General features: G+C 37.7%; 18 protein-coding genes, 1 pseudogene and 1 riboswitch. Of the genes and pseudogenes, 5 read left to right on the top strand and 14 right to left on the bottom strand.

Features of this window, described 5'->3' with window-relative positions:
* Positions 1 to 237 precede the first annotated feature (237 nt).
* From D9782_RS00405 to hutU, 11 genes and pseudogenes are all read right to left on the bottom strand, one after another.
* On the bottom strand, positions 238 to 2,025 hold the full coding sequence (locus D9782_RS00405) for a sigma-54-dependent Fis family transcriptional regulator (RefSeq protein ID WP_121603753.1): 1,788 nt from the start codon (positions 2,023 to 2,025) through the stop codon (positions 238 to 240).
* A gap of 1,033 nt (positions 2,026 to 3,058) precedes the next feature.
* Positions 3,059 to 3,256 carry a hypothetical protein gene (locus tag D9782_RS00410; protein WP_121603754.1) on the bottom strand — a complete coding sequence of 66 codons (198 nt, stop codon included), beginning with the start codon at positions 3,254 to 3,256 and terminating at the stop codon, positions 3,059 to 3,061.
* 540 nt (positions 3,257 to 3,796) lie between these two features.
* Positions 3,797 to 4,996 (bottom strand): sodium/glutamate symporter, encoded by a 1,200-nt coding sequence (gltS, locus tag D9782_RS00415; RefSeq protein WP_121603755.1) that lies wholly within the window; start codon positions 4,994 to 4,996, stop codon positions 3,797 to 3,799.
* A gap of 79 nt (positions 4,997 to 5,075) precedes the next feature.
* Positions 5,076 to 6,026 (bottom strand): formimidoylglutamase, encoded by a 951-nt coding sequence (hutG, locus tag D9782_RS00420; protein ID WP_026679605.1) that lies wholly within the window; start codon positions 6,024 to 6,026, stop codon positions 5,076 to 5,078.
* Between the two features lie 550 nt (positions 6,027 to 6,576).
* On the bottom strand, positions 6,577 to 7,689 hold the full coding sequence (locus D9782_RS00425) for an RNA-guided endonuclease TnpB family protein (RefSeq protein WP_121603756.1): 1,113 nt from the start codon (positions 7,687 to 7,689) through the stop codon (positions 6,577 to 6,579).
* 11 nt (positions 7,690 to 7,700) lie between these two features.
* Positions 7,701 to 7,910: pseudogene (gene tnpA / locus D9782_RS00430) on the bottom strand (IS200/IS605 family transposase); the annotation flags it as partial.
* A gap of 192 nt (positions 7,911 to 8,102) precedes the next feature.
* Positions 8,103 to 9,089, bottom strand: coding sequence for an NAD(P)H-dependent flavin oxidoreductase (locus D9782_RS00440; protein WP_121603758.1), 987 nt, complete (start codon positions 9,087 to 9,089; stop codon positions 8,103 to 8,105).
* A 231-nt stretch (positions 9,090 to 9,320) separates the two neighbouring features.
* A complete protein-coding gene (gene hutH / locus D9782_RS00445; protein ID WP_121603759.1) occupies positions 9,321 to 10,841 on the bottom strand; it encodes a histidine ammonia-lyase in 1,521 nt (506 codons plus the stop codon).
* A 108-nt stretch (positions 10,842 to 10,949) separates the two neighbouring features.
* Complete coding sequence (gene hutP, locus D9782_RS00450) at positions 10,950 to 11,387, bottom strand: histidine utilization transcription antiterminator HutP (RefSeq protein WP_121603760.1); 438 nt, start codon at positions 11,385 to 11,387, stop codon at positions 10,950 to 10,952.
* 534 nt (positions 11,388 to 11,921) lie between these two features.
* Complete coding sequence (gene hutI, locus D9782_RS00455; protein ID WP_026682426.1) at positions 11,922 to 13,223, bottom strand: imidazolonepropionase; 1,302 nt, start codon at positions 13,221 to 13,223, stop codon at positions 11,922 to 11,924.
* Positions 13,224 to 14,900, bottom strand: a complete 1,677-nt coding sequence (gene hutU, locus D9782_RS00460) for a urocanate hydratase (RefSeq protein ID WP_371413980.1) — start codon at positions 14,898 to 14,900, stop codon at positions 13,224 to 13,226. It lies immediately after the preceding gene.
* 248 nt (positions 14,901 to 15,148) lie between these two features.
* Here hutU and D9782_RS00465 point away from each other — a divergent pair, with 248 nt between their 5' ends.
* A complete protein-coding gene (locus D9782_RS00465) occupies positions 15,149 to 16,033 on the top strand; it encodes a LysR family transcriptional regulator (protein WP_121603761.1) in 885 nt (294 codons plus the stop codon).
* A 378-nt stretch (positions 16,034 to 16,411) separates the two neighbouring features.
* Positions 16,412 to 16,592: riboswitch (Lysine riboswitch) on the top strand.
* Positions 16,593 to 16,706: 114 nt separating this feature from the next.
* On the top strand, positions 16,707 to 17,597 hold the full coding sequence (gene dapA / locus D9782_RS00470) for a 4-hydroxy-tetrahydrodipicolinate synthase (RefSeq protein ID WP_121603762.1): 891 nt from the start codon (positions 16,707 to 16,709) through the stop codon (positions 17,595 to 17,597).
* Between the two features lie 283 nt (positions 17,598 to 17,880).
* Here dapA and D9782_RS00475 read toward each other — a convergent pair whose 3' ends face one another.
* The gene (locus tag D9782_RS00475) at positions 17,881 to 20,970 is read right to left on the bottom strand and encodes an AAA family ATPase (RefSeq protein WP_121603763.1); all 3,090 of its coding nucleotides are present in this window, start codon (positions 20,968 to 20,970) and stop codon (positions 17,881 to 17,883) included.
* 20 nt (positions 20,971 to 20,990) lie between these two features.
* On the bottom strand, positions 20,991 to 22,184 hold the full coding sequence (locus D9782_RS00480) for an exonuclease SbcCD subunit D (RefSeq protein ID WP_121603764.1): 1,194 nt from the start codon (positions 22,182 to 22,184) through the stop codon (positions 20,991 to 20,993).
* A 585-nt stretch (positions 22,185 to 22,769) separates the two neighbouring features.
* Between D9782_RS00480 and D9782_RS00485 the strand changes: the two genes are divergently transcribed.
* Positions 22,770 to 23,819, top strand: a complete 1,050-nt coding sequence (locus D9782_RS00485; protein ID WP_026682432.1) for a 2,3-butanediol dehydrogenase — start codon at positions 22,770 to 22,772, stop codon at positions 23,817 to 23,819.
* Positions 23,820 to 24,814: 995 nt separating this feature from the next.
* Here D9782_RS00485 and D9782_RS00490 read toward each other — a convergent pair.
* Positions 24,815 to 25,126, bottom strand: coding sequence for a YolD-like family protein (locus D9782_RS00490; protein ID WP_121603765.1), 312 nt, complete (start codon positions 25,124 to 25,126; stop codon positions 24,815 to 24,817).
* Positions 25,127 to 25,241: 115 nt separating this feature from the next.
* Here D9782_RS00490 and D9782_RS22630 point away from each other — a divergent pair, with 115 nt between their 5' ends.
* Entirely contained in the window at positions 25,242 to 25,379 is a 138-nt protein-coding gene (locus D9782_RS22630) for a hypothetical protein (protein ID WP_161629300.1), read from the top strand.
* Positions 25,380 to 25,470: 91 nt separating this feature from the next.
* Complete coding sequence (locus tag D9782_RS00495) at positions 25,471 to 25,752, top strand: helix-turn-helix domain-containing protein (protein WP_162986296.1); 282 nt, start codon at positions 25,471 to 25,473, stop codon at positions 25,750 to 25,752.
* The last annotated feature ends 107 nt before the right edge of the window (positions 25,753 to 25,859 follow it).

Genomic DNA, 25,859 nt, shown 5'->3' on the forward strand with positions numbered 1-25,859 from the left:
ATAACCAAAGCGTAAGTGCGCGATTAGAAACGTAGCGACTGGAGCAAGTCAACGGAGATAAAGGAATCACGGTGAGCTTGTGAGTCGGTGATAACTTATCTTAGAGCGATTCGTGAAGTCGCCTACTATCTGGGTGCTGAAACTGCACGCAGCTCAACACGTCCATATTTATCCACCTGGCAAATTTTATAATTTCTTAGTCTATAACAAAAGATCACAGCTACTCCCCCTGTGATCCTATGTATTATAATTTTTGTCTAATGCATATCGGGAAATTTTATTATATAAGGTGGCTCGAGACACACCTAATAATTTAGCTGCCTGTGATTTGTTCCCCTTTACTTGTTCTAACGTTTGTTTAATTAACTCCTGTTCTTCCTTTGAAGCTTCAGCTAAAAGTTCTCTTCTTTTTTTTAGACTTTGAACAGGTGCAAGCGTACCTTCTTTCTGTAATTCGATATGAAGAAATTCTGGTAATGCATTAAATGAAATATGTTCTCCATCTGTTAAAACAAATAATCGCTCTAAAATATTCATAAGCTCACGAATATTTCCAGGCCAGTCATACTTGTACATCAACTTCAATAACTGTTGATCAATTGTTTTTACATTTGCCTGATAAACTTTAGCCAATTGCTGTAATTTATGGGCTATTATGATAGGAATATCGTTTTTCCGTTCTCTTAATGGCGGAATATCGATAGGGATTACATAAAGTCTATAGTATAAATCTTCTCGAAATTTACCATCATGTACCATTTGGGTTAAGTTTTTATTTGTAGCAGTGATTAACCGAAAATTTAAGGGGATTGGTTGATTTCCTCCCACCCTCTCTACCTTTTTCTCTTGAAGAACTCGTAATATTTTAGCTTGCATCCGTAAAGGCATATCGCCTATCTCATCTAAAAAAATAGTACCATTATGCGCTAATTCAAATTTTCCAGCTTTTCCTTCTCTATCGGCTCCAGTAAATGCTCCTTTTGTATAACCGAATAATTCCGATTCCATTAACCCCTCAGGAATAGCAGCACAATTAACACTTATAAAATCTCCGGCTTTCGTATCTCCAGCATAATGTATAGCCTTAGCAAACTGCTCCTTTCCTACACCACTTTCACCAGTTATAAGCACGGTAGCCTTGGAACTGGCAGCTTTCCTGGCAATCTTTTTAGCATTAGAAATAGCTGGGCTATCCCCTAGTATATCTTCAAAGTTTATGGCACTATCTAAAAAATTACTTACTTGCTTGAGCTGATAATTATGTTCATCTCGTTTATGTAATTGTTCCATGCGTTGGATAACTTGTTGAATTTCCGTTAACCCTTCGTAAACAAGAATTCCTGCTGCTCCGATTATCTTATTATCCTTCCAAATAGGAATACGATGTACCACCAAATCCTGACCTTGTAAGCGATGTGCCTGACTACGCTCTGGTACACCCGTCTTTAATACAACAGGTAATCTCGTATTATCTATTACGTTAGACGCATGTTGACCAACTGCTGCATCCTTAGGAACTCCAACATAACGGCTATACGCCTCATTAAATAACTGAATAACCCCATTCTCATCTACAACCGTTAACCCCTCGTATGCGGTATTAAAAATAAGCTCATACCATTTCATCAAATCCTCTGTTTTTTTCACCTTTTGAGTCAACTCTTTGTGATATAAAAGCAATTCTTTCTCTGTAAGAACCCCTTCTAACTTTCCACTTTCATCACTTACGATATAGCCTGGTAATTCACGAATATCCTGTAGTACTGTATCTTTGTTTAGCCTCACGAATGAATTCGTCATAACATTTGCTGTCTGTTGGTAAGATTTATCACCTTTTTCATTCATTAGGACAATAATATCCTGCAATCGTAAAATCCCTAACAAATGACCGTCTTGAGTAACTGGAAGCTCCGTTTCATTCAAATTTCTTAAGAGCTTTAGCGCTTCATGAACCTCCATTAATGGATCAATTGTTGTTGGCTTTGTATTCATCCACTTTTCAACCGTATCTAATTCTGGTTTCATCAAGGATCGATCTCCCCTTTGCAATTAAATATTTGGGGCAGTATGGAACAGCCTTTATCTTTATCAATCAAATGATTGAGCGCTTGTTCAATAAGCTACCATACTTAGGCCAAAATAATGAAAACCCTTACATTTTTTAGATGAACTATTAAATGAAACTTCAATCAGTTGGGGTTGTTTTAGCTTCCACTGATGGTTAGCAGCACAAGGGTATGACTTAAAGGCCCTTGAACCAAAAGGACATTTACTGGCAGTTGACCCCTCACTTCTCTATATTGGTTGCACTTTATTGCTTAAAGTGGGAGCTTACTGCCAGTTATATGCGGGATAAAGGCTTAACAGCAGTCCAGGAATAATTCGCATCCATTACATACTAGGCACAAAACATGCTTAACTTAGTATATCATATATAGCAATTTTCTGAATTATAGCATTCTTCAAGCACAATCGCAAATTTCCTTTACTGCTGTGTTGCTTAACTTTATGCATCCATATAATTAACTTACGTAGCCAATTACGTGATAAATTCCTCTTCTAGCAAAACAACTATAAAGATACACATGATTTTAACTAACTAAGCCAAACTAACTCGAAAGGAGGTAAAAAAATGGCTAAAGGTAAGACAAAAACGAAGAATAAAAGTAAACAAGAATTGAATGAAATGAAGAATCAAAACAAATATAAACGTAACCGTCCTCCTGGTAACTAAAAACTATGGCAATATGTCCCCTTAAGCTTAAGCAATATTTCTACCGCAGATTTGCTTAAGCTTTTGATGGATTAGTTATTATAATAAAGTAATTCAATCCATGGTATTTTGTTTATTCCCTACCACAAGGAGATGACCTAAAGACCTTGGAACCAATCGGACAGTTGATCCCCACTTATCCATATTGCTTTCACTTTATTCCTTGAGGTGTGGGAGTGATATGCGGGGTAACTGAAATAAAAAAAAACGGAGCAAAATTCGCTCAGTCCTTATCACTACATGCTCAGATTTACGCTTCCTCTAGTAGCTATTATGGAATAATAGCTACTGCTTGACCACCACTCCGGCTGCCCACTTCCCTTTCCGTGGGGTTTGTCCTTCAGCTAACTTTTTTAGCAAAACCCGCTCAAAAAAGTGGATCTTCAGGTCAAACATTTCCCACAGGAGTTGAAGTGGCCGGCCTTCGCTATTATCAGGCTCTACAACGCTAGCATGAAGTAACACAGCTGCTTTTATACTCACGGATAGCGATTTTAACTTTACCCATTGTAAAAAAAGTCAACCTATTACTTATGACAAGAATTGTTGCACCTTCGCATAGCGGAGACTAATTACGTAGACTCCTGCGGGATTAGCGCGAGCCGAAAATCCACTTTGCAACGTGTTCTTCTTTGCAAAGTTAGTTGAGGCCGTGCCCACGGAAAGCGAAGTAATTAGTCGGAGCATTGCCAATATACATCTAACATTTCAAAATAACTACTTGGCTTAACGCAGTCATTGCACTAATTTTATACTTTCTTAACTTAGAAGTAAAGGCTATCGAGGGGTTCTCGATAGCACCGTATTCTTATACTTTCGAACTAGATGGATAATGAAGGTTTAACTGTGAAGGTTAATCATTTTTTGATAAAGAGAGAAAAATACTCTGATAATCCAGCAGAAAAAGGAGATTCGGATGAAGCAGCACTTTTTTTGACTTACTTAATTATAAACATAACCATTCCTTTTAATCCTCGTTCATAGTAAGAAAACTGCTTCATAAAAATGGACCGGTTTTCCCTTTTAACTAAACAAATTTATAGAAGTGATAATAATTGGCATTGCGAAGACGTCGATTAGGAAAGCTCCAACTAAAGGAACAACTAAAAATGCTTTTTTAGAGGGACAGTATCGGTTGACTATTGCATCCATATTAGCAATGGCATTTGGAGTAGCGCCTAGCCCATGCCCTGTGAAACCACCAACCATCACTGCCGCATCATAATTCTTTCCTAGCAATCTAAATAATATAAAGATACCAAATAAAGCTATAAATAGTACCTGTACGATAACAATGACTAATAATGGCAATGCTAAATTAGCAACTTCCCATAATTTAATACTCATAAGAGCCATTGATAAAAAGATACCCAATGTAATATCACCTATAATTCCAATACTTTTCATCTCAATTAATGTTTTATCATATCGATCAAGCACATTTCGAACGATTACAGCAACAAACATGGCACTTACATATCCGGGCAGTACAAAACCGGTTACATTTGAGAATAGCTCTCCTAAATAAGAGCCTAATACCATACATAAAGTAATAATAAAAGCTTGTGTCATAAATGTTTTAGAATTAATAGAGCTTGCTTCTGTTTTAGCTTCAACCGTAACAGCACTTTCCTCTGTTGCCCGCTCCGTAGACTTCAGATTGTATTTCTTGATTAAATATTTTACAATTGGCCCACCAATCAGTCCGCCAGCTACTAATCCTACAGTAGCAGCAGCTAATCCAATGGATAATGCAGAGTCAACTCCAAGCTCTTCAATGGTTGTACCAAATGCAGTTGCGGCACCATGACCACCTTCCATTGATGTAGCTCCAACCATTACACCGATAAGTGGATCTAAGTTTAAAAGCGTTGCAAAAGATATTCCAATAACACTTTGTGCTAGTGCAAGAAATCCACATGATAACCAATAAATGATCAAAAGCTTTCCACCTAATTTGATTAAACCAAAGCTTGCACCCAAACCTACAGTAGTGAAAAAAGTTAACATAAATAAGCTTTGTAAAGATGTATCCAAATTAATATTTACAAGATGAAGTCCTTTTAGTAGTGTTACAAGTATAGCGAAAAGTAGCCCCCCAACAACAGGAGCAGGTATACAAAATCTCTCTAAGAATCTAATTCTTTTATTAAGGTATCCCCCAAGAAGAAATACAGCTATTGCAATAAACAATGTCGTAACTTGATTCATTTCTAATGTCATGTTGTCCCTCCTTCATATGTTAAACAACTGGGAAATTCGATATATTCATCGTTGAAATATTAAAATGTAACATTCTCTCTCATTGAACTGTATTATTAAAATTATGCAAAACCTCCGCCACTAGATAAGCAGCTAGCTTTGTAGTTCGTCCATTTTCATCTAAAAGAGGATTTACCTCTGATATATCAAAGCTACATACATTCTCTTTAGCAACAATATGACGTAATAACGTTCTTACGACAACAGGGTCCAGTCCAAAAGGGGACGGTGCGCTAACTCCTGGGGCTGCAGAAGAAGCAATCGAGTCTGTACATAGCGTAACGATAATGACATCGTACTGGTTACAAAATTGATCAATAACTCCATATTGTTTTTGTATGTTGTGTAGAGCTAGTGATTCTTCTAACACATAAATACATCCAAGCTGCTCTGCAACCTGAAACAGAGATTTTGTATTACCGAATGGTTGAATTCCTAAACATAAATAGCCTGCTTGCTTATCCTGTTCTAAAATCTGCCTAAACATAGTCCCAGATGAAGGTCTACTATCCTGACGCAAATCAAAATGTGCATCTATATTTATAATACCTATCGATGTGTTTTCTCCCACATACTTCCTAATTCCGAGATAATGACCGTACAGCGTTTCATGTCCTCCACCAAGAATAATTGGCGTGGATCTTTTATTAAATATTTGATCAACGCGATCCGCTAATTCTGCCTGCGCAGCTTCTAAGCTTTCTCCTTCGCATACTACATTTCCAACATCGATAATTGAAGCTGTATCTTCAAAGAGATAGGGTAGTTTACCAAGACTTTTTCTTATTTCATCAGGAGCCTTTGCAGCACCAATTCTCCCTTTATTCCTTCGAACACCCTCGTCAGATTCAAAACCAACAAGACAAAAAGCGCTTTCAAAATCATCATCCGTAGAGTTACATATCACACGTTGATGAATGCGAAAGCTATCTTTGTCTATTTTACTATCCACTCTACCTTGCCACGTTTGTCTATTTGGCAATTTATACATATCAACACCTCACTACCTACATATTTTGCTTATTCAGAAAATATATTATTTATTATAAATAACTATACATATAATTACTAATATGCAAATTTTATATTTCTATAGTTTAAAACTATAAATAGAATATAAGAGCAAAAGCGCCCGATTATAAACGCAGCGACTGGACCGAGTCAACGGAAAAAAGGAATCACGGTGTGCTTGCGAACTGATGATGACTTATCATAGAGAGATTCATGAAGTCGCCTCGTTTCTGGACGCTGGAGCTGGACGCCGCTCAACACGCCCAAATTTATCCACATAGGCAAATTTTATATTTTCCTAGACTAGACTAATAAAAAACTACCGACCAAACGTTGGCTATGGCACAACATTTGATCGATAGTTCATTCACTTTTAGGAATTTCATCTGCTGATTCTCTTAGTGAACTACTCCCACCACTTACCACCCTTACGGGTTGCTTGAAGTGGGGGCTTCTTGGATAATCGCCACTTTTGGTAGCTGACGAAATGGACCAAGCTAACCCTCTTGTTCCAAGAGTTTATATTTTCATTAGGCACTTGCTAATAAGCGAATGCCTTCTTTTTTGATATTGAGAGCTGAATTATAATCTCTATCGAGATTTAGCCCACACGAACAAGCGTATGTTCTAATTTCTATAGGCATTGGTTGGGTATTTCCGCAACTCGAACAAGTTTTGGTAGATGGGAACCATTTATCAATTTTGATAAGTTGTTTCCCTTGTTCTTTTAGTTTGTACTGTAAGAAAGAGGTGAACATTCCCCATCCATTATCAGCTACGCTTTTACCGAATTTAAGTGCTTGTGACATTCCTTTCATGTCTAAATCTTCAATCACAACAGCATCGAAGTTAGACACTAATTCCTTTGATTTATGGTGAAGAAAGTTCTTGCGTTGATTGGCAACTTTCTCTTGAATGTTAGCTACTCGAATACGTTGTTTATTCCAATTTGCAGAGCCTTTCTTTTTACGAGAAAGTTTACGTTGTTCTTTTGCTAATTTATTAAGTATTTGTCGATAAAACTTAGGATAATTGGCTTTCTCACCCTCACTATCAACAAACAACCCATCCATTGAAAAGTCTAAGCCAACAACTTTTTCAATTTCCTTCCTTTTTATCTCCTTCTCGTACTCTGTAAGAATCGAAATATAGTATTTTCCTGATGAAGTCATAGACAAGGTACAAGATTTGATGGTGTACTCCGAAGGAATTGCTCGATGTTGCTTGATTTTGACCATTTTTAATTTAGGTAATTTGATATGACCATCCAACAACTGAATATTTCCATTGACGACATTCGTTGTGTAGCTTTGTTTATGGCGTTTGCTTTTGAATTTTGGGAACCTGGCATGCCCTTTGAAGAAGGCTTTATATGCCTTATCTAAATTTAGTTGAGCGTTTGCCAACGCTAATGAATCGACTTCTTTTAGCCATTCGTATTCTTTTTTGTAATTGGCAGGGGTAGGATGTTTTACCTTTTTCCATGCTTCTTTATCATCTTTTAGGGTTTCATACGTTTCTTTTCGTTCTGCTAACATTTTGTTATAGACAAAGCGAACGCAACCGAAGGTTTTACGTATAACCAAAGCCTGTTCATCTGTTGGATACAATCTAAACTTGTACGCTTTATTTTGTTTAGCCATATCAAATCACCTCACTTTATCCTTTGATTTTCAATATATTTTTTTACTACTTCAATAGGCGAACCGCCAGTCGTCAACAAGCAAAAACTTCTTGACCAAAACATTTCTTTCCATAACTTTTTACGGACATGAGGAAAATCCCTCTTGCTAAGTCTTGAACTGGCACTTTTATAGGCATTGATGAATTTCGATAATTCACTGTTGGGTTGTGCTTTGAGCAAAAAAGGAAAAAAGCCTTTGGGCTGTCGCCCAACCGAAATTCATCCTCTTACCGTTGGGCTACGCCCTTCACACGCTTGAAGATGGAGACTTCTTTCGGAAGTACGTTAAATTCCTATTTCTATTCGTTGTATAAAATCCATCTGTGTCAGTGGATACTTTATATATGGAGCCCTTTTAAAACCATTTTCACATTATGTTTGTGTCATAGTATTATCCTGACTGACAATATTTCGCGTTGCTTTTGTATACGACTCCTCTAGCTCACTAACAATTCTCTCAATTGATTGAACCTTGTCAATCGCGCCAATTCCTTGACCAGAACCCCATACATCCTTCCATGCCTTTACTTCTGGATTATCCAATTTTTCAAAGTTAATTTCTTGTTTCTTTTCTAATTGATTTGGATCAAGCCCAGCTTTTACAATACTAGGAATTAAATAATTCGCGTTAACACCACTAAATGCATCTGTATAAATAATATCTTCAATCGATGATTCAACAATCATTTGCTTATATGCATCAGGTGCTCCACTTTCTTCAGAAGGTATAAATCGTGTTCCCATATAAACAAAATCAGCACCTAGAATTTCTGATGCAAGGATATCTTCTCCTTCCGACATACCACCTGCAAGTACGATAGGTCCGTCAAAAAATGAACGGACTTCATGAATAAACGGAATTGGATTTAATACTCCAGCATGGCCGCCAGCTCCACTGGCAACAAGTACCAAACCATCAGCACCTTTTTCAATCGCCTTTTTGGCAAACTTTACATTAATGACATCGGAAAAAACTACGCCACCATACTGATGGGCAATCTCGACAACTGGACTAGGATCCCCCAAAGACGTAATAACAATGGGTGGCTGGTATTTTTCAATTAATTTCAAATCTTCCGTATACCGCTTATTGGAACGATGAGTAATAAAGTTTATACCCCAAGGTGCGATTTTCCTCGTCGGTTCTTTTTCTTTGAGTACATCAATTTCCGTATTAATTTGATGCATCCAGTCTTCTAAAATATCACTAGTTCTTGCATTTAATGCTGGAAAAGTCCCAGCAATTCCAGCACGACAAGCTGCCACGACCATTTTAGGACTAGACACTAAAAACATCGGTGCCATAATGACTGGTAGACGCATTGATAATTTCATTTGTTGAATTGCTTGTTTAGACATTTCTGCAAACTCCTCTTCATTATAATTCTCTCTTTTCTGTCCACTACATCAATAATGTGAAACTCCAATCAGTTGGGGTTTTGTTTTATAGAAGTTTCTCTTGCAGAATCCCTCTACATCGACCTCTAATTGCTAAGTATATTTCCCCCAAAATGCAATCGTTTTCAATTATTCCTATTTAATTACATAAGATATAATTATTGATAATTCTAATAATTCATCCTTTGTATGTCAAGTTATATCTAGCTGGAGATCCGTTGCATAATCCCCCTTTTTAACGTTTAAAAGCGAAGCAACTTCTTCTATATCTGTTGAGAAAATCCGATCTTCACTTATCGTTGGCACGACCTTCCGATATGCTTCCCATTTTTCTTTTAGTTTACCGGCCATTTTGTCTATCCCTGTGCTTTCCACTGCTTGAAGAGCACATATGCATTCAATTGCTAACACACGTCTTGTATTATTTATGATCAGCCTAGCATGTCGAGAACCTATTGTCCCCATACTGACATGATCCTCTTGATTAGCCGATGACGGAATCGAGTCGACACTGGCTGGATGAGCTAACGTTTTATTCTCAGATACGAGCGACGCTGCAGCATATTGCATAATCATGGCCCCAGATTGTAGCCCAGGCTGAGCACTTAAAAATGCCGGTAAGTCATTCAACTGTGGATTAACCAAACGCTCTACACGTCGTTCAGAAATATTGGCAAGTTCAGCAACCGCAATTTTCAGAAAATCCATAGCTATCGCAATCGGTTGACCATGAAAATTGCCCCCTGAGATAACCAGCTTTCCCCCATCAAAAATAAGTGGATTATCTGTTGCAGCATTTGCTTCTATTTCTAATTTTTCCTTTACATAATCCAGTGCTTGCCATGTTGCCCCATGAACCTGAGGAATGCAACGCAAGGAATAAGCGTCTTGGACCCGTTTTTCTCCTTGATGAGTAATTAATTGACTGCCTTCTAACCAAGCTGTCATTCGCTTAGCCACCGCTACTTGCTGCGGATACCCTCGTACTTCATGAACAGCTGGATGAAAAGCATCGATAATCCCTTGCAATCCCTCCATCGTTAACGCAGCTATCCACTCACTGTCATAGGCTAGCTTTTCGGCTTCTATATAATTCATGACACCAACTGCTACCATCGCTTGGGTTCCATTAATTAGTGCTAGCCCCTCCTTTGCTTGTAATACAATTGGTTGAAGCTGTTTTTTAGAAAGAACCGAGGCAGCATCAACCGCTTCTCCCTTTTCATTAAAGACTTTCCCTTCACCGATCATCACTAAGGCTAAATGTGCTAATGGAGCTAAATCTCCTGATGCCCCCAGAGAACCTTGCTCAGGAATAACAGGATGTATTCGCTCATTAACTAGATCTGCTAATAGCTCAACGAGCACAGGACGTACGCCAGAGAATCCTTTTAATAGTGCGTTTAAGCGAAGGACCATCATTGCACGCGATACCTTTTCTTCAAATGGATTACCAACTCCACAGGCATGTGAACGAATTAAATGTAATTGTAAATCCTCTACGTCTTTTGCCTCAATCATAACATCGCTAAACTTCCCAAAACCAGTCGTAATCCCATAAACAATTTCTTTATTGGCAACAATGTTATCCACAGCTAATCTGCTTTCTCGAACCTTCTCCATACTAGTTTTTGAAATGGTAATTTGCTCCTGTTCAATACAGATGCGTTTCAATTGATCTATGGTTAAAGAATCTCCTGATAGCTCAATCATTACGCTTCCCCCTTTTCATTAACACAATAAAAAAGAGGCGATAATGGCATACAAATAAGCCACCATCACCTCCTCATGTCTACTCACTTTAGGTAATGATTTATATAATTAAATATGATTAACACCTAGTCCGACAGCTTCATGCTCCAAGCCTTTTATTGGAGCTCCAATGGTACCGTAAAAGGCAACGGCAATCCATTCACCTTCTTCAGGATTTACATATGGGTTCCCACGAACAACAACGAATCGTAACCCAACGGTACGCATCATTTCACCAATTGCCCACTGCCCTCTAGTAACTCCTTCTAATCCTTCTAAAATTGCATGATAAAGTGCATGTGTTTCTCGATAAACGCCTTCTTGAATTAGCTTGCTTCGTTTCACTGCCGTTTCTACTGCGGAAATCACTTTTTGCATATCCATTGATCCAACTTTTCCTTCACAAATTTGGACATCTGGAACTATCGATTGATAGGACGCTCGTTCTTGCTCATCTAGCATTGCAAGTAACGTAGCAATTTTTCCAATACGAAGTTTTTGTGTCATTGTTTCTTCTCCTAAAGGTCTCTGCTTATACAAAATGGTTTCTCAAAAGTCAGTTGCCTCCATACAACTGGAATACTCCGCTTTCGGGTAGCGGTTCAGCCTTCTTCTGAGTTGAAGACCTACTATGTAGTCCGCATAGCTCCTCTTTTTTGAAAGCCAAGTATATATCAAACGCTCTTTAAAATAATCTAATCTTAACTAATGACTAGTAACTACTTTTAGTATACGTCTTCGTAAAATTATCCGTCAATAACATTTACAAAAAATTCCGTCTATTATTATTCAAAAATCAAATATTACATAGCTATAATCATAGGGTGAAACATCAATTAGTGTGGATTTTTATCCCCATTGAAGGTTTGTACCACAAGATTATGACCTAAAGGTCTTTAAACCACTCGGACATTTACTGGCAGTGGATATCTCTATTATCCATTATTGGTTTCACTTTATTGCTTTTAGTGGAAATATCACTGCCAGTTATATACGCAATAAATCGTATTAACCTAATTCCACCCCATCTTTTGTTATTTCTTATACGGAGGATACATGCCTGTTACATGTGGACAAGTTCTCTTGTTCTACAACTACCTTTCCCTTCTTGATAACTGTATCCACATGATTCATTCCATATTGATAGGATAGCATTAGATAATTTGGTACATTAAAAATCGTAATATCTGCCTGTTTACCAATTTCTAGACTCCCGATTTTATCAGCACAACCAATCGCATGTGCAGCATTGATGGTTGTTGCTGTAATAACCTCTTCAGGTGTCATCCCCATTTTTAAACAGCCAAGATTCATAATAAACTGTAAGGATAACGTTGGGGATGAACCTGGGTTTGCATCCGTAGAAAGAGCAACGGCTAAGCCTTGATCTATCATTTTTCTTGCTTGAGCAAATTCTGCCATTAGGAAAAATGCAGTACCTGGTAAAAGAACACCAATAACATCTTGTTCAGCCATTTGACGAATTCCTACATCCGATGCCTTCAATAAATGATCAGCTGAAATCGCACCAACAGCTGCAGCTAATTCTGCCCCCCCATAGGATTCAATTTCATCCGCATGAATTTTTGGAATTAGTCCATATTCCTTACCCGCCTCCAGAATTCTTCTTGATTGTTCTGGCGTAAATACGCCTCGCTCACAAAACACATCATTAAATGTTGCCAAATTCCGTTTAGCAACCTCTGGAATCATCTCTGAAATAACTCGATCTACAAAAATATCTGGATTTTCTTTTTCGGCTACTGGTACAGCATGTGCTCCCATAAATGTTGAAACAACATCCATGACATGATCCTTATTTAATTGCTTGGCAACTTCCAATTGCTTGATTTCATGTTCTGTCGTTAAACCATATCCACTCTTTGCTTCTACTGTGGTGACGCCATTTGTTAGAAATGTATCTAGACGCAGCTTCGATTCATGATAAAGTTGGTCATAATTTGCTTGCTGCGTAGCTCGAGTTGTTGCGTGAATACCGCCTCCTGCATGCATGATGTCCATATACGACTTTCCTTTTAGTCGCATTGCATACTCATTCTCCCTTGTTCCGGCATGAACAAGATGTGTATGAGGATCGATCAGACCTGGGGAAACTACTTTATTAGACGCATCGATTTGTTTAGCTTGAGCAATTTCATCGGCATACTTCGCTTGAATTTTTTCCGTCGTACCAATGGCAATAATCTCACCGTCCTTCGCAAGTAATCCACCATCTTCTATACTATTAAGCTCTCTCATTGCATCAGTTTTAGCTGGCTTATCGGTATTTCCACTTATGGTAAGTAATTGAGCTGCATGTTTAATAAATAGGATATCTGACATTTATAACGCCCCTTTACGTTGTAGCATTGGAATATGAACACCTTTTTCCTTCGCAGTATCCTCGGCTTTTTCATAGCCTGCATCCACATGACGAACAATCCCCATCCCAGGATCTGTTGTAAGGACGCGATCCAAACGCTCCTCCGCCTCTTTTGTTCCATCGGCAACAATAACCATTCCAGCATGAAGCGAGTATCCCATACCAACGCCGCCACCGTGGTGGACACTGACCCAGCTAGCTCCCCCAACACTATTAATCAACGCGTTTAATATTGGCCAGTCCGCTACCGCATCGCTTCCATCCTTCATCGCTTCCGTTTCTCGATTTGGTGAGGCTACGGAACCTGAATCAAGATGATCACGTCCGATAACAATCGGTGCTTTTAATTCACCTCGTTCAACCATACGATTAATAATTTTTCCAAAGCGGGCTCTTTCTCCATACCCTAGCCAGCAAATCCGAGAAGGGAGTCCTTGGAAACTAATTTTCTCTTGCGCCATGCGAATCCACTTACACAGCGACTCGTTCTCACTAAATTCGCGCAGGATGACCTCATCTGTCTTATAAATATCTTCTGGATCGCCGGATAATGCCACCCAGCGAAACGGTCCTTTACCTTCACAAAATTGTGGGCGAATATAAGCAGGAACAAATCCAGGAAAATCAAATGCATTCGCTACTCCTTCATCCTTGGCTACTTGGCGGATATTATTTCCATAATCAAAGGTAACCGCCCCTTTTTGCTGCATTTGCAGCATTGCCTTAACATGAACTGCAATACTTTGTTTAGATAATTGAACATAATTCCCTGGATTATTCTCCCTTAATTTAGCTGCTTCTGCTAACGTCATATGAACAGGGATATAGCCATTCAGCGGATCATGAGAGGAGGTTTGATCTGTTAGTACGTCTGGAATGAATCCTTTTGTAAGCATTTCCGGTAGAAGCTCAGCTGCATTGCCTAACAAGCCTATAGATAGCGCTTCCCCTTTACTACGCGCTTCTTCAGCAAGCTTTATTGCTTCATCTAAGCTATCCGTAGAGGTATCTAAATAATTTGTATCTAATCGACGCTGGATACGATGAGGATCTATTTCTATAGCAATACAGATCCCCTCATTTAGTATCACCGCTAAAGGTTGCGCTCCTCCCATGCCGCCTAACCCCGCCGTCACAGTAATCGTTCCTTGTAAACTACCGTCAAAATGCTGCCTAGCACATTCTGCAAATGTCTCATATGTTCCTTGCACAATTCCTTGGCTGCCAATATAGATCCAGCTGCCCGCAGTCATTTGCCCATACATCATTAAACCTTTCTGATCCAATTCATGAAAGTGCTCCCAATTCGCCCATGCTGGAACTAAATTCGAGTTAGCAATCAGCACTTTCGGAGCATCTGTATGCGTACGGAACACAGCAACGGGTTTTCCTGATTGAATGAGTAAGGTCTCATTTTCCTCTATCTGTTTTAATTCCTTCACAATCGCCTCGTAGCATTCCCAATTTCGTGCTGCTTTACCTATCCCACCATAAACCACTAGCTCGTCTGGATTTTCTGCCACCTCTGGGCTCAGATTATTATTCAACATTCGAAGAGCAGCTTCTTGTATCCATCCTTTCGTATGTAATGCTGAACCACGATATTGTTCTACTTGCATGTTCTTTTCCATTCTCATTTTCTTCATCTCCTCCCTATGTTAGCAACCTCAAATAAACCGTTTACATTTTCTGTAGTTAAAAAATTCACATTCCTTTTCCATCTGATTATCGATCCTTCTGTTTATTTGGTACTATAGATAATAGAAGACATAACAATTATTTATTTTAATACCATACATTAAAATTATAATTATAATAATATATAATTACAAATATAAATATTCTATATTTTTATAAAATTCAACTATAAATTAAGGAGATTAGGATGGAATTTCGCCATTTAGTCTATTTTGTTACGATTGTTGAACAATCAACCTATACTCGAGCAGCAACCGTCTTACATGTATCTCAGCCATCACTTAGTGCTGCTATTAAAAAGCTAGAGAATGAAGTAGGATTGACATTAATTAAACGTAATACGAGGAGCCTCGAGGTCACAAGTGAGGGTAAAATACTTTATCAAGAGGCTAAAAAATTGTTAAATCACTATCAGCATGTATCTAAAGAAATGATCCGCTTGAAAGAGCAGGGACCGCTGGAACTCACAATCGGTTTAATAGAGTCCTCCAATTTTTGGGTACCAAAAATTTTGAAACAATTTCAGAAAGAATATCAGGATGCTCATATAAAATTATTAGAAATTCTAAGTTTAACGGATGTAGAGAAAGCTTTAACAAACTTCGATATTCATCTAGCTATAACAAATCAGAATTTGAATAATGATGCGATTGAGACATTACCTATCTATGAGGAAAAATTAGTTGCTGTTCTTCCTCAAGGGCACAACTTACAAGATCATACAGAGCTAACTATTTATGACTTGAAAGACGAAACATTTATCATTTGCAAAGAAGGCTTTCAAACAAGAGAGGATATTCTTTATGCATTTGCTAAATCAGGGATTCAGCCAATGATTCAATTTGAAATCGAGCGATTTGAAACAGCATGTCGTCTTGTTATCGAAGGTTTAGGAATCACAGTTGTTCCTGAAAACTATGTTAAAAATACAGTTCATTCAGATTATCATATAAAACATATTAACGATTCACATTTATCCAGAAGCGTATATCTAGCCTATGAGAAAAATCGTTATTTACCTCCAATTGTACTGAAGTTTATAGGATTGGTGGAAGAATTCTTTAAACAGTGATGCCCTTAGTTCACCTAGAAGTATTTCGTCCTATAGAACACGTACCACCTCAAGCATAGACTGGATGTCAACTTGTCATATTTTGATTGATTCGAGTAATTACTCTAGGTGAGATGCTTAGCTAAATTATGTTTTTCCCCACATATAACTAGCAGTAAGACCCCCGCTTCAAGCAATAAAGGAACAACACTATTGGTAACTAGGGGGACAAACAAAACCTTCAATTGATTGAAGGTTCACTTTATTTGTATGTCATTAAAGGAACAATTGAATAAACGATAGGCATCATTTCCTTGCTAAAATTCAAATAGCCTTGCGTGAAATAAGGAAATCTGTTATATTACAGACAATTAAATATTTCTTATTTCAATTATTTGAAGTGAGGATAGAGGTGCATCGGTCATCATTACACAGTTTGAGGATAATGAGATCCATTGACGATTGTGGAAAGGGATCGTTGCCGAAGTAACAGATAACTCATTATTTACTGTTGCTGGTTCTGCTATTGAATAAATACAGGACTGTCGTATAGGTAACTATATGGAGGGCTATCTGACGCAGAAAATGAAATACTACATTTCTGCAGTAGCAAACCCTTGCTGCTGTTTTTTTGCGTTAATTAGAAATGGTCTATCCATCTATTGTTTTAACTTATCACAAGGGGTGTAAAGAAATGGAATTTGGCCAAGTATTAACCGCAATGGTGACACCATTTGATCAACATGGAAAAATTGATTTTCATGCCACAAGATCTCTCGTAAATTATTTAATTAAAAATGGAACGGATGGGCTGATTGTTGCTGGAACTACAGGTGAATCAGCTACATTAACAGATGAGGAAAAGATTCAGCTTATGCGCTTCGTTGTTGAAGTAGTAAATGATCGAATTCCGGTATTAGCTGGAACTGGGGCAAATAACACAAAAGCTACTATTAATTTAACAATACAAGCGGAAAAAGTTGGAGTTAATGGTATCATGCTTGTTACTCCATACTACAATAAACCTTCGCAAACAGGAATTTATCAGCATTTCCAAGCGATTGCAGCAGCTACTAATCTCCCTATTATGCTTTATAATGTACCGGGAAGAACTGGTGTCAATTTAACTGTAGATACTACGGTACAGCTTTCTAAAATAGATAATATTGTTGCCATCAAAGAAGCGAGCGGTAACCTTGATGCGATGTCAGAAATAATTAGACGCACATCCAAGGACTTCTCCCTATACAGCGGAGATGACGGACTAACATTACCAGCATTAGCTATTGGAGGAAAAGGTGTGGTCTCAGTCGCCTCCCATATCATTGGTAATGAAATGCAAGAGATGATAAATCAATTTAGCTTTGGAAATGTCAAAGCTAGTGCAGCGCTACATCAACATTTACTTCCAATCATGAAAGCTTTGTTTGCTGCACCTAGTCCTTCGCCCGTCAAATCAGCATTATCTATGAAAGGTGTTCCAGTTGGGGATGTTCGGCTTCCAATGGTACCTCTAACACAAGAGGAAACAAACAATCTAAAACAAACATTACAGCACTTACAGTCCATCGTTTCAGCAAGTTAAACGATTATGAAGAGCGAGAGACTATAGAAATTGAGATAAGTAATGTCGAACTACTATTCGAATATGAAGTATATCAGGATAGTAGTTCGACAGTTCTTTGGAATAGTAATTATTCTACCGAGAGAAATCGATGCATGAACGTCTATCCTAGCCGAAAAAATTGTGAAAAAAGCACATGTCAAATGTAACTACGCCAGTGAAAAGCGATACAAAAATTCACTAGGATTCAGCTTTTGATAGCCCTCCTCTATTCAGTTCCTTTAAAATTCTTTAAAGGCTACCGTTACTTTACAACAAATTTTGCTCGACTAGATCCTTCTTTTGTCTTCTTTACCTCGAGTACTGCTGGGAACATAGCTTTTAATTCCTGCACATGTGAGATCACGCCAATCATTCTACCCGATTGCTGTAAACTTACCAATGTATCAACTGCTTTGTTTAGTGCTTCTTCATCCAGCGTACCAAACCCTTCATCAATAAACATTGTTTCAATCGAAATATTGCCTTGAAAACTTTGAATAACATCTGACATACCTAGTGCCAAACAAAGAGCTGCATTAAACTTCTCGCCTCCGGATAAGGATTTCACATCTCTTGTCTGTCCCGTGTATGCATCGAAAACGTCGAGGCCTAGACCACTCTGTCTTCCATGCGATTCCTGCCTGTCACTACGACTCAGGAAAAATTGACCATTTGATAATCGATCTAATCGTAAATTTGCCGCATCGATAATCTGCTCCAAATACTCAATTTGTAAATACCGTTCAAAGGATATTTTCTTGTTATTTTGCCCTCTTAATACATCATGGAGATCGGTTATAGTGGCTAATTTCTTTTCCAAGTTATTAGCTTGTTCAGTGACCTCGACAATGTTTTGCTGTAGTGTAATGATTTCCTCATAGTATTTATTTGATTGATCCCATGTCTTTAATGCTTGTTCGTATTCTACTTTTAATTCTTTCAGTTTGGCTTCAATAGTCGTTAATTCAACCTGCTGCTTATCTTTCAATTCTCTGTTCAGATCACGGACCTGCTTTTGCAGCGTAAGCCGATGCTGATTATATTCTTCTATGCTATGCTTTAACTGCTTACGCTCATCCTCTTCCAGCTTAGCTTGTTGAAACACCTCCTCCGTTTGGAAGGACGCTTGGCTTAATGCATCAACAAACTGTTTGTTTGCATTCTCCCGCCTTATCTTCGTTTCCTGCAGCTGGTTGCTTGCATGACTAACATCGGATTCACTTTTAGTCAATTCTTCTTTCTCCTGCAACAGCTTTTGTTGTATTTGCTCCCAGCGCTCCTCCAATTCCTTTCGTTGCTCTTCTTTTACTTCTATTTTTTTCTCTAATTCAGACAGAGTTCTCACATCTTGAGGAATCTTTTGTATTCTTTCCTGATAAACAGCATGAGCAGTACGATAAGATGCAACTTGCTCTTGATAATATTGCTCCGTTCTTTTCACTTTAGCTTCTACATCTTTGGTTTCTTTTAATGCCTGTTCGTACATAGCTTTATATTCAGCAAGCTGTTTTCTATCATGATGTAATTGCTTCACTTCTTCACTTAGTTGCTGCCCTTGAAGTACTAATGCTTCTTTAGCACTTGTTACATCTCTCTTATTTATGGAATAGTTATTTAATTCATTTTCCCTTTCCTTTAATTGTACGCTTACTGAATTCCATTCAGCAAAGCTGTTACGATATTGCGTATCTAGTATCTGAAATTGCTGCTTCGCTTTTTCTAAATGCTCCCTCGATACGTTACGATCCCTATTTATGGCTTTTTGTGGATGATCGATACTTCCGCAGACCGGGCAAGCTTGTCCATCATGTAGATGCGCTGCTAGAATACTAGCTTGATTATTAAGCCAATCCCTTTCAATTTGTTGGTAATCAGCTTGCGCTTGAGATGCTTCTTGATGTTTTTGTTTGGATTCTTTTTCTAATTTATCGTGTTTTTTTGCTAACTCTATATAATCTATTAGGACTTTTACTTGATCTCGCATCTCTTGTAATCGTTGCTGTTTATCTGGTAACTGCTCGACTGTGAGATCGAGCTTTTCTATTTGTTCGTGAATAGCTTCTGCTCGCTGATTCTTTACATCGAGTAGTTTTTGAAGTTTCTCCAATTCGGAGGCGCCATCCTGCACTTGCTGATTCAGCTTATTCAACTGTTGGTTAGACGCATCCATTTCTTTAACTATTGGTAAATAATCCTTTAGTTGTTCCAGAATAATACGTAGTTGTTCTCTTTCTTCCTTCTTATCTTCCTCTTTTTTATACAAGGCTTGCACTTGCTTTACTCGCTCGTTAGCTGTTTTAAGCTTATTTTCTGCGTAGTGAAGATTCTTTTGTTGCATTTCCTCTTCTTTATGCCAATCATTTCGCTGTTTTTCATAAGGAATGAGGTTGTTAGCTCGCTCTGCATCGTCTAATTGTTTTTCTCGCTTTTGATATGTTGTAAGCTGATTATCTAATTCGTTTAGTCTGGCTTTTTTTTGTTGCATTTCATTGAAACGATCATTTATAGCTTTTGCTTGGTGATATTCCGCCTGTTTGTTATTATGACCCTCATATGCTTGTTCATATCTAGCCTTATCACACGCGATTCTCTCCATATAAAAGTGACTTTCTTCTTGTAAACCAGTTATAACCTGATTGATATTGTAATGCTCACTTTCTAAAAGCTGAAATAGAAATGAATTTTCTCGTTTAGGTAACCTCACTTCAATATGCTTAATCAATTGATCACGAGCTTGGATAGCTTTATTGTATGCCTGTTCTGCATTAGCCTTCTTCTCTCTCATCCGTTCACTAATTTTTTTATACGGTTCCGTCTTAAATAGTCGACGTAATATTTCTTCTTTATTATCCGTTTTCGAGGTGAGCAGCTTACGGAATTCTCCTTGCGGAAGCATAACAATCTGCTTAAATTGATCCTGCGTTAAACCAATTAAAGCTTCTATTTTTTTGTTTATTTCAGATACAATCTGCCTATCTACACAAGGAATTTCATTGCCATCTATTAGCTCATAGAATTCGTATCGGTCACCTGTCTTCGTTTTATTCCCTTGCTTCACATGGCCTAGTTGGCGCAGAATTCGAAAAATACGACCGCCTAATTCAAACAGTAACTCCACTGCTGTATGGACATTGTCATCGGCAAAATCACTTCGCAGCATATTTTCTTCTCGATCTTCTCCGCTTGCTGAGCCATATAAAGCAAAGCAAATACCATCAAATATAGTCGTCTTACCGGCACCAGTATTTCCAGAAATAACAAATAAACGATACGCTTCTATTTCCGTAAAATCTATTGTTTCCGTATCTTTATATGGGCCAAGCGCTGTCATTGTTAACTTTAAAGGTCTCAATTATTCCACTCCCTTCTGCATTAAATGGTAAGATAAGGCTTCAACTTTTCTGTTTGTGTTACATCTGATTCCTCATGCAGCCATTCATTCAGTACTTCTTTAAAAAGCTGTTCCGTTTCTTGTGTTGCTTCTGTTCCCTTCACTTCTTTGTAAAAAGCATGAAATAATTCAAGTTCTGACAGCTTGGTGCGTTCTGCCCGATTATTCTCCTCATCATCAGCAAGAGAAAATTGATTATGCTTCCGTTCAACATGCAACGCATTTGGGTAAACAGATCGCACCTTTTCCATCGGTGAAAGTACTGGTAACTCGTCTGTTAAGCGAATAAATACATAATCATCATTGATAGGGTGTGTCAGCAACTCATTTATAGAAGCTTCAACTGTGCGCACATCTCTTCTCGGATGCAGTATACGTTTCTCAACATTAACAGCACCTTCTCCATCTATTTCCACAACATAGAATCCTTTCTTATGATGCTCCTCTGAAATAGAGTACTTCAATGGAGATCCAGCATAACGTATCGTCTCGTTCCATACATAATGCGCTTGATGAAGGTGTCCTAACGCTGTGTAATGAAATTTTGCAAAGTGCTCAGCAGCTACATATTCCGATCCACCAATAGATAATGGACGTTCTGAATCACTCGTATTTTCTTCTTCTGCTCCATAAGGAGTAACGAAAGCATGTCCTACAAATACATGTCTAGCATGTGAATCCATTCTCCCCTCAATCTGCTCGATAATTTTCTTTGCTGCATCATTATGTGTACGAACCGTATCATCCTGAAAAGTAGTTCTTACCACACTTGGATCACAATAAGGAACTAAATGAAAATGAACTTCTCCATCATGATCATGTAAAACAATTGGTTGTAAATCATTCGTGAGCGTCCCTACAATATGGCAGCCATTATCTCGCATAATTTTACTACCAAAATTTAATCGGCTCGGACTATCATGATTCCCAGCAATTGCCAAAACCGGAATACGAAGTTGAAGTACGATTCTCTCTAAAATTTTATCTAAGAGATGTACCGCTTCTGTTGGCGGCACTGCTCTATCATATAAATCTCCTGCAATAATAACAGCATCAGGTTTTTCATTTTCAATAGCCACGATGAATTGATAAAGTATGTACGCTTGATCTTCTGTCATATAGACACCCTGTACTAATTTGCCAAGATGCCAATCAGCAGTGTGAATAAATTTCATTCCATATTCCTCCTTATAATAAGATTCATCTATTATTCTTCGATTACTGTAAAATTCAATATTTCATGTAGTATAAAGTGCAACTTCCATCCGTAGGGGATTTTGTTTATCCCCACGGATGGTTAGCACCACAAGGGTATGACCTAGAGGCCTTTAAACCAACGGACATTTACTGGCAGTCGATTTCCCCCTTATCCATATTGCTTTCTCTCTATTGCTTGAAGCAGGGAACTAACTGCAAGTTATATGTGGGATAAATCGTTAAAAGTTAGAAACCATATCTTCATTCTACCTGCATGCTAGACTAGATGATTCTATGTTTCTCAATCATAATTTTAACATAATGATTCACATCTACGAACTAACTACTAAAGGTATACTTCTAACAAAATCACCCAAATGAATTCCGATTGACCCATAACTTATAGACTACAAACAATATATTTTCTAATTTGTATATTACTTGTAAAATTATCTTGACTAATATGTGAAGTTTCGACAGAAATAGACAAATTATAAAATAAGAATGGTATACTAAAGTAGTAATTTAATTATTTCCATCTGAGTAATAAGGAGGATAATTCCATGAAAGCTGCAGTATGGTACGGTAAAAAAGATGTACGAGTAGAAGAACGAGAATTGAAACCTTTAAAAGAAACTGAAGTAAAGGTGAGAGTAGCTTGGGCAGGCATTTGCGGAAGTGATCTTCATGAATATGAGGAAGGACCTGTATTTGTTCCTGTAGAAAAAGAAGATCCTTTAACAGGTGATACAACTCCATTAACATTTGGGCATGAGTTTGCAGGAGTTGTAGAAGAAGTAGGTGCAAAGGTTACCACATATAAGCCGGGCGACCGAGTAGCAGTAAATCCTACCCTTACATTCGGAAATAAATCAGAGGATCTTGACCCATATGATGGCTTTGCCTTTATCGGTTTAAATACAGATGGTGGATTTACATCATTTACAAATGTTCCAGAAAAAAATGTATATCACCTACCTGAGCCATTAACATTACAAGACGGAGCTTTAGTTGAACCGACAGCAGTTGCTGTTCAAGCAATAAAAGAAGGCGGACTAGTATTTGGCGACACTGTTGCAGTATTCGGTGCTGGACCGATTGGATTATTAACAATCATTGCAGCAAAAGCAGCAGGTGCAAGCAAAATTATTGCATTAGACCTATCGGAAACAAGGCTGCAAAAAGCAAAAGAAGTCGGAGCAACACATATTATTAATTCTGGGGAAACTGATCCAGTAAAAGCTATTACAGATATCGTACCTGAAGGTGTAGATGTTTCCTTTGAAGTTGCTGGCGTAGCTCCTACATTTGAGCAATCTATTCAAGCAACGAAACCAAGAGGAACCATGGTAATCGTATCAATCTTTGCTAGACCGATTGAATGGAACCCATTCCAATTAACAGGTAAAGGTGTGAAAATCACTTCATCTATAGCTTATACACCTACTTCTTTTCAGCAAACGATTGATTTAATGGCATCTGGTCAAATACAGCCACAATCTGTTATCACGGATGAAATACAGCTGGATGACATAATTGAAAAAGGCTTTGAAGCATTATCTAAGGACAAGTCTCAAGCAAAAATATTAGTAGAATTAAGTGGGGAAAAATAAGAAATAACGTTTAATTGTAATTAACCAGATATAGAGCATGGGATGTGCACACTATATAGATAAAGTGAAACAACGATCCGTGGAGGGATGTTTATCCTCCACGGATTGTTAGTACCACAAGGGTATAACCTAAAGGCCTTGGAACCAATCTGACCTATAACTGGTAGTTGATCCCCTTCTTATCCATATTGAGGGCATACTGCACGTGATATGCGGGATACAAGCTCCCGATTGGAAACATAGCGAGTGGAGCGAGTCAACGGAAATAAGGAAATCACAGTGAGCTTGCGAGCCAATGATGAATTATCGTGAGACGATTCGTGAAGTCACATCGTTTCTGGGCGCTGGAGCTGGACGCGGCTTAACACGCATATTTATCCACATGGACAAATTTTATCATTTCCTTCATTTCCGATGACTACCAAAAAATAGATTTCAAAGCAGGTATTTATACTTTAAAATCCATTTTATCTAGCCTATATAGCTAAATTATGTTAATAACTTCATCTATACCATCGCAACAGCAATTAAACCTAATATAAATTCTACCGTTCGTTTCATAGCTAACTCCTTATTTATATTTATCATTTATATACGAACACATTCATTTAATGGTTCCATCAATTATGAATGAAGATCAGCGGTACCAAGCTGGGATACACGTTGTAAAGTTTTTATGATCTCTAATAACATCTAGCGAATAGGTCAGCATGGTCTGATAGTTGCCCATTTTCCTTCCCCACACAAGCGAGGATACAATATGCATGGCACTATATAATGCATATTATATTAGCTGGTTAAACAATACTTGTCAAGGTAGTTGAAAGCTTGATATATAAGGGTTTGTAAATGTTGAATGTATTTTTTGCATTGTAAAATAATATATTCTCCACCAAATAATTGGGGGAGGTTTGGGGGAGTATTTTAATTGAGAGCGGACAGGTGTATCCTAATTTTAAATATCAAAAAAGAGAAGGGTTTTATGCCCTTCTCTTTTACTCTACACCTACAATAATATTTGCGCTGATCTTATGATGTTCAAAATTACCAACATTAAATGTAATCATTTTCGTTTCGGGGTTTGCATTTTGGATAATACCTGTAAACTTTTCGTACTTTCCTTTTCTATATGTAGTGATTGTAATTTCGTTCTTAAATTCCAATGCATCTGCTAGTCGTTCTGAAATCTCTAAAAGCCTATCTTCTGTTAAATTTGGACTGTTACTAGCTGACTTCTTTTTCCCTTTAGGCGGTTTAGGTACAGCAGTCATGTGATTACCTCCAATAAGAACATTTGTTTCTATCATTATATAAGAACATGCATTCTGTTTTCAAGAAAAAAATAAATTAAAAATTTGTCTATTTACTCTTTACTACTACATTTAAATGTAGTATAATAAGATTATAGAAAGGAGGTAAGAAATGGTTATACTGTTAAAAATAATAGCCGTAATAACCGGCATCGTAACGATTCGAAAAGTCTGGCACGACGGTACGAAATCGAAACGAGAAGCCGAGAAATTACGACTAGAAAACCAAAGAATGAGACGTGGGGGTTAATCCCCTCACTCTCAATAACAGTATACCATAAATAATATGGTGGAAAACATAATTAATATATTGTTAATCGTAGTTGCAGGATCATTGCTGATTGTTTGGTTACGTAAAAAATATTGGGACAGAAAAAAGAAAGGGAAGAAATAATATGCACCCTATTGACTCACTTTGTAAAGAATATGAAATGACTCGGTACGCTCTGTCAAAAAAGAGTGGTGTAAGAGAATCCGTATTTTCAAATTTGGTTCAAAAAAATTCATCGATTCAAAACATGAGGTTGGGCACAATTTTAAAAATATCTGATGCGCTGGATCTTCCAATAGGCGTATTAATTGAAAAGCTTTTACAATATGAAAAAACTGCCCCCTCCAACTAAGGACGGGGCAGTTTTTTATGCTATAAGTGCACAAAAAATTATTATTGTTTTGGTGAAAGATAAAATGAAACTGATCAAAATGTTTTTTGAAGTAGATGTTAATAGAA

It is taken from the genome of Virgibacillus sp. Bac332, assembly GCF_003667785.1.
Taxonomy (GTDB): Bacteria; Bacillota; Bacilli; order Bacillales; family Amphibacillaceae; genus Virgibacillus; species Virgibacillus salarius.

Excerpts from the sequence above, each read along its gene's own strand:
- D9782_RS22630 (WP_161629300.1), top strand. The coding sequence starts at position 25,242 with ATGGTTATACTGTTAAAAATAATAGCCGTAATAACCGGCATCGTAACG.
- D9782_RS00465 (WP_121603761.1), top strand. The coding sequence starts at position 15,149 with ATGGAATTTCGCCATTTAGTCTATTTTGTTACGATTGTTGAACAATCA.
- D9782_RS00440 (WP_121603758.1), bottom strand. The coding sequence starts at position 9,089 with ATGTCTAAACAAGCAATTCAACAAATGAAATTATCAATGCGTCTACCA.
- D9782_RS00480 (WP_121603764.1), bottom strand. The coding sequence starts at position 22,184 with ATGAAATTTATTCACACTGCTGATTGGCATCTTGGCAAATTAGTACAG.
- D9782_RS00405 (WP_121603753.1), bottom strand. The coding sequence starts at position 2,025 with ATGAAACCAGAATTAGATACGGTTGAAAAGTGGATGAATACAAAGCCA.
- hutH (WP_121603759.1), bottom strand. The coding sequence starts at position 10,841 with ATGATTGAGCTATCAGGAGATTCTTTAACCATAGATCAATTGAAACGC.
- hutU (WP_371413980.1), bottom strand. The coding sequence starts at position 14,900 with ATGAGAATGGAAAAGAACATGCAAGTAGAACAATATCGTGGTTCAGCA.
- D9782_RS00425 (WP_121603756.1), bottom strand. The coding sequence starts at position 7,689 with ATGGCTAAACAAAATAAAGCGTACAAGTTTAGATTGTATCCAACAGAT.
- hutP (WP_121603760.1), bottom strand. The coding sequence starts at position 11,387 with ATGACACAAAAACTTCGTATTGGAAAAATTGCTACGTTACTTGCAATG.
- D9782_RS00490 (WP_121603765.1), bottom strand. The coding sequence starts at position 25,126 with ATGATAGAAACAAATGTTCTTATTGGAGGTAATCACATGACTGCTGTA.
- dapA (WP_121603762.1), top strand. The coding sequence starts at position 16,707 with ATGGAATTTGGCCAAGTATTAACCGCAATGGTGACACCATTTGATCAA.
- hutG (WP_026679605.1), bottom strand. The coding sequence starts at position 6,026 with ATGTATAAATTGCCAAATAGACAAACGTGGCAAGGTAGAGTGGATAGT.
- D9782_RS00485 (WP_026682432.1), top strand. The coding sequence starts at position 22,770 with ATGAAAGCTGCAGTATGGTACGGTAAAAAAGATGTACGAGTAGAAGAA.
- hutI (WP_026682426.1), bottom strand. The coding sequence starts at position 13,223 with ATGTCAGATATCCTATTTATTAAACATGCAGCTCAATTACTTACCATA.
- gltS (WP_121603755.1), bottom strand. The coding sequence starts at position 4,996 with ATGACATTAGAAATGAATCAAGTTACGACATTGTTTATTGCAATAGCT.